Source organism: Streptomyces sp. NPDC016845 (assembly GCF_044332585.1).
GTDB lineage: Bacteria > Actinomycetota > Actinomycetes > Streptomycetales > Streptomycetaceae > Streptomyces.
The window spans coordinates 1-3,533 of the sequence record NZ_JBIRPI010000065.1; the positions used below are offsets into that span (position 1 = coordinate 1).

Consider the following 3,533-nt stretch of genomic DNA (forward strand, 5'->3'; position numbering starts at 1 on the left):
TGGTGAGCCGGTCGTCGCGCTCGCCGGCGTCGGCCTCGGCCTGGCGGATCCAGCCGCGCAGGGCCTCGGGATGCACGCCGAGGTCGACGGCCAGCATCTTGATCTGGGGCTTCGGCTCCGTGGTGCGATACATCCGCACTGCACGCTCACGCAACTCCTGCGAGTACTTCCTGGGAGCAGCCATGGCCGATGTTCCTCTCATGAGTCCCATCTGACCCACTGTCAGCATCTCCCGCATCCCGGGGGAACCTCAGCCGGGCATGCAACAAGCGCTGCCGCCGGACGGACGTGACCCCCCTACAGCCCCTCCCCAGTAGTCGGTCCCGGCCCATTGTGGATCACGGCCGTCAGCTTTCGGAGCCGAGGCGAGTGCACCCGGCGCACAGCTCGCCCAGAGCTTCGACGGGAACGCCGCACAGGCCGTCGCGTCCCTCGCACTCGTGCTTGCGCACCCCGACGTCGACGACCATCTGTCCGGGCTTCGCGGTCGCGGCAGGCGGGGGCGGGCCTTGCCGGGGGGTGCGGGCGTGATCGGCTGCGGCAGCCAGGAGGGCGAGTTGTTGCAGACGGGCGGCGACGAGCGCGGCCAGGGAGTGGGTACGTTCCTGCGGGGGCGGATACGGGCGGCCCACGAGGGCCTCACGGATGTGCTCGCGCGGGACGCCGCCGGCCAGGAGGCGGCCGACGAGCGGGGCCTGATCGGCAAGCGTGCTGCCGGTGGCCAACGCGGCGTGCAGCTCGGGATGGTGACGGGCGATCGACAGCAGGGTCGCTTCGCCACGGGCGGTCGCGGTTACGTCCGTCCCCTCCGTGCTTTCACGCGCAGCGGGCGCGGAGGAAAGGAGGGGATTGGTGTTCTGCTGGTTGGTCTTCTTGAACTTGTTCTTCTTATGCGTCGGATTTTCCAACGTAGGCTCAGCCAACGTTGGCGAATCCGACGTAGGTTCTGACCTGGGCGTTCGTGAGCCGCCATCCAGGGACGAATTATCCGACTCAGGCTCTGACGTGCGAGAACGCCCCGTCCGCCCCTCAGCCGTTGCCGTGTCCTGCTGCGCCGGCAGACCGGGCAGGCTCACCCCGTCCGGCATGTCGGTGAAGTAGCGCGTCTCGCCGAGCCGGCCGTTCGCGTCGCGTGCGCGTTCCCGCAGCAGGTAGCCGTGCCGCTCCAGCTCCCGCAGCGCCCCCGCAGCGCATCCCTCTTCTCCGGACCCGCGGTCAGCAGCATCTCCAGGGAGATGCCGTAGCCGTCGCGGTGGCTGAGCAGCTCGACCAGGAGGGCGCGGGCCCGACGGGACAGACGCCGGTCGCGCAGCGCGTGAGTGCACACGGTCGTGCAATGCGCGCCGATCGCATCGATCGCCATCGGCCCGCGCTGGATCAATCCTCCGAATCCGTGCTGTGGTCCGCTCACTGCTCACTCCGTCCGTCCGGGATCCGCGTACGGGATGGCCGCCGAGGATCTGGGGTGCATGTCGGAATTGACCTGCCGGGGTGCACCGAAAGGCGCACCACTTCGGGCCCTGGAGATCACGTCTCCGTCACGTTCGGTGTCGCGGTGAGTGGTGCGCGAGGTGGTGCGCGTTTTCTGCTGCTGCCGCACGGGCCGGGTGTTTTGCCGGTCGGCGCCGCGGCTGCTCATGCGGCGTCGAATCAGTGCTCAGGCAGGAACGCCGGCCATCTTGAGGACGGCCGCCATCTCGTCCTCGGGGAGCGCCGGATTGGCACCCGCGCTGGAGGCCAGTTCGGGGACATGGAGTGCCTCGCGGAGCCGGTGGAGCGGCAGGCGCGGGTCACCGGCCGCTGCCTGGCGCGTCCAGACAGCGGGGTCATGGCTGAGCCGTTCGATCAGCGCGGGCGTGGCGGCCGGGTCGCGGACGGCCAGCCGGCGGTAGTTGCCGTCCGGGTGGTCCGCGTAGCGGGCGGCGAGGCCCTCGCGGGGAAAGCGGGGGTGTGTCTCCGCCATCCAGGCGGAGAACGTCCCACCCAGCCGTGCGTAGACACGCATCAGGACCTCCTGCGGGGTGTCGGGGTGGTGGATGCCCAAAAGGGTGTCCACCATCGGGTCCTCGGCGCGCGCGAGGAGGTGCAGCAGGTCGGCCGGCAGGTGGGGGCTCTGGGCGGCGGCGCGCTGAAGCAGCGGGTGGGCGGAGGCCGCGGCCCGACGCAGCACCTCGGGATCGGCACGCCCATCGCGTACCCACTGCACGCGCTCCCCCCTGTCGATGATGTCCGCGACCGTGAAGTCGATCGCCATGCGCCGCGTCTCGTCCAGCTCGGGCCGCACGGAGATGGCGAGCCGTACCGCCTCGTCGGGGTCGACGGCCAGTTGCTCCACGAGATCGGCGGGCAAGGACGGGTTCTCGGCGAGGGCCGCCAGGTGCGTCCGTTCGGCGATGCACCGCTCGGCGTCAAAACGGAGCAGGAGCCCGCGGCGCAGCGCCTGGGCGGCGGATTCCGGGTCGCGAAGGAGCTGGGCGGTGAGGCGTGCGTCGTGCCGGCACTCCTGCAGCGCGGCGGCCCGCCGCACCCCGGGGTCGGGGTCGGCCAGCAACGCGGACCGCTCGTGCGGCGGCAGGATCTCCCAGGCATGCACCGCTCTGCGGCGCCCTGCCGCAAGGTGATGCGCGGCAAGCGTGGCCACAAAGGACGGCGCCAGATGAGGCGAGTCCAGCAGTGCCGTGCAGACGGAAGGGGCCGGGTCTTCGAGCAGGCGGACACACACAGCGTCCGGGAGCGGCGCGACCCTGGTGCGCGGGTACGGCTCCGGTCCGTACGCAAGAGCAGCCCGCACCCTGGGAGAGGGATCGTCCACGAGCCGGGCCCGCTGTTTACCCTCCGCCGTGGCGCACTGCGCGAAGCCGATGCGGACATGCGGGTCCCGGTGGGCCAGGATCACCGCAACGGCCGGCCCGGGAAGACCGGCCCGCTGAAGGGCGGAATGGGGCGGACCGTCACCGCCCCCGTCGAAGGCGAGCAGGCGCAGCAGCAACGGCGTCGGCAGCGCCGGATTGCGCGCCACTCCGTCCAGCGCGGACGCGTAGACCCCCACCATGCTTCTCCTACCCCCGGCGTCTTTCCCGATTGATGCGCGACCATGATCCCCCGGACGCCCGGTAAGGAAGAGCCGGCCGCTGCGCAGTGGGCCCGGTGACGCATTGCGCAGGGTCGCTTCTGAGCGACTGCACCGTCTTTGCGCTCCGCGGTCGCTGTGGTGGATGAGGCCGGAGTCCTTCTTGATTCTCCGTCTCCTCAAGACCATCTCCAGTGCTTCCAGCGGGAGTTCGGTCCGCATGTGGTGCGCGACCTGCCAGCCGACGATCATCCGGGAGAACACGTCCAGGACGAATGCCACGTACGCCCAGCCCGACCAGGTACGGACATAGGTCATGTCGGCGACCCAGAGCTGGACCTGGCGCGAGGCCGTGAAGTCCCGGTCGACCAGGTCCGGCGGCCGGGGTGCGGCCGCTTCCGGGACCGTGGTGCGGCGTCGTTGGCCGCGGATGACGCCCTCGATGCTGAGCTCGGCCATCAGC

The 3,533-nt window shown here is 70.7% G+C and carries 3 protein-coding genes; all 3 read right to left on the minus strand.

The genetic code is table 11. The features are described 5' to 3' along the window. The coding region (locus ACH4RC_RS42370) for a transposase (protein WP_398210468.1) at positions 1-184 on the minus strand (184 nt) is incomplete at its 3' end. Positions 185-347: 163 nt separating this feature from the next. Then, the gene (locus tag ACH4RC_RS42375) at positions 348-908 is read right to left on the minus strand and encodes a hypothetical protein (protein ID WP_398210469.1); all 561 of its coding nucleotides are present in this window, start codon (positions 906-908) and stop codon (positions 348-350) included. Between the two features lie 749 nt (positions 909-1,657). Further along, the coding region (locus ACH4RC_RS42380) for a DDE-type integrase/transposase/recombinase (RefSeq protein WP_398210471.1) at positions 1,658-3,533 on the minus strand (1,876 nt) is incomplete at its 5' end.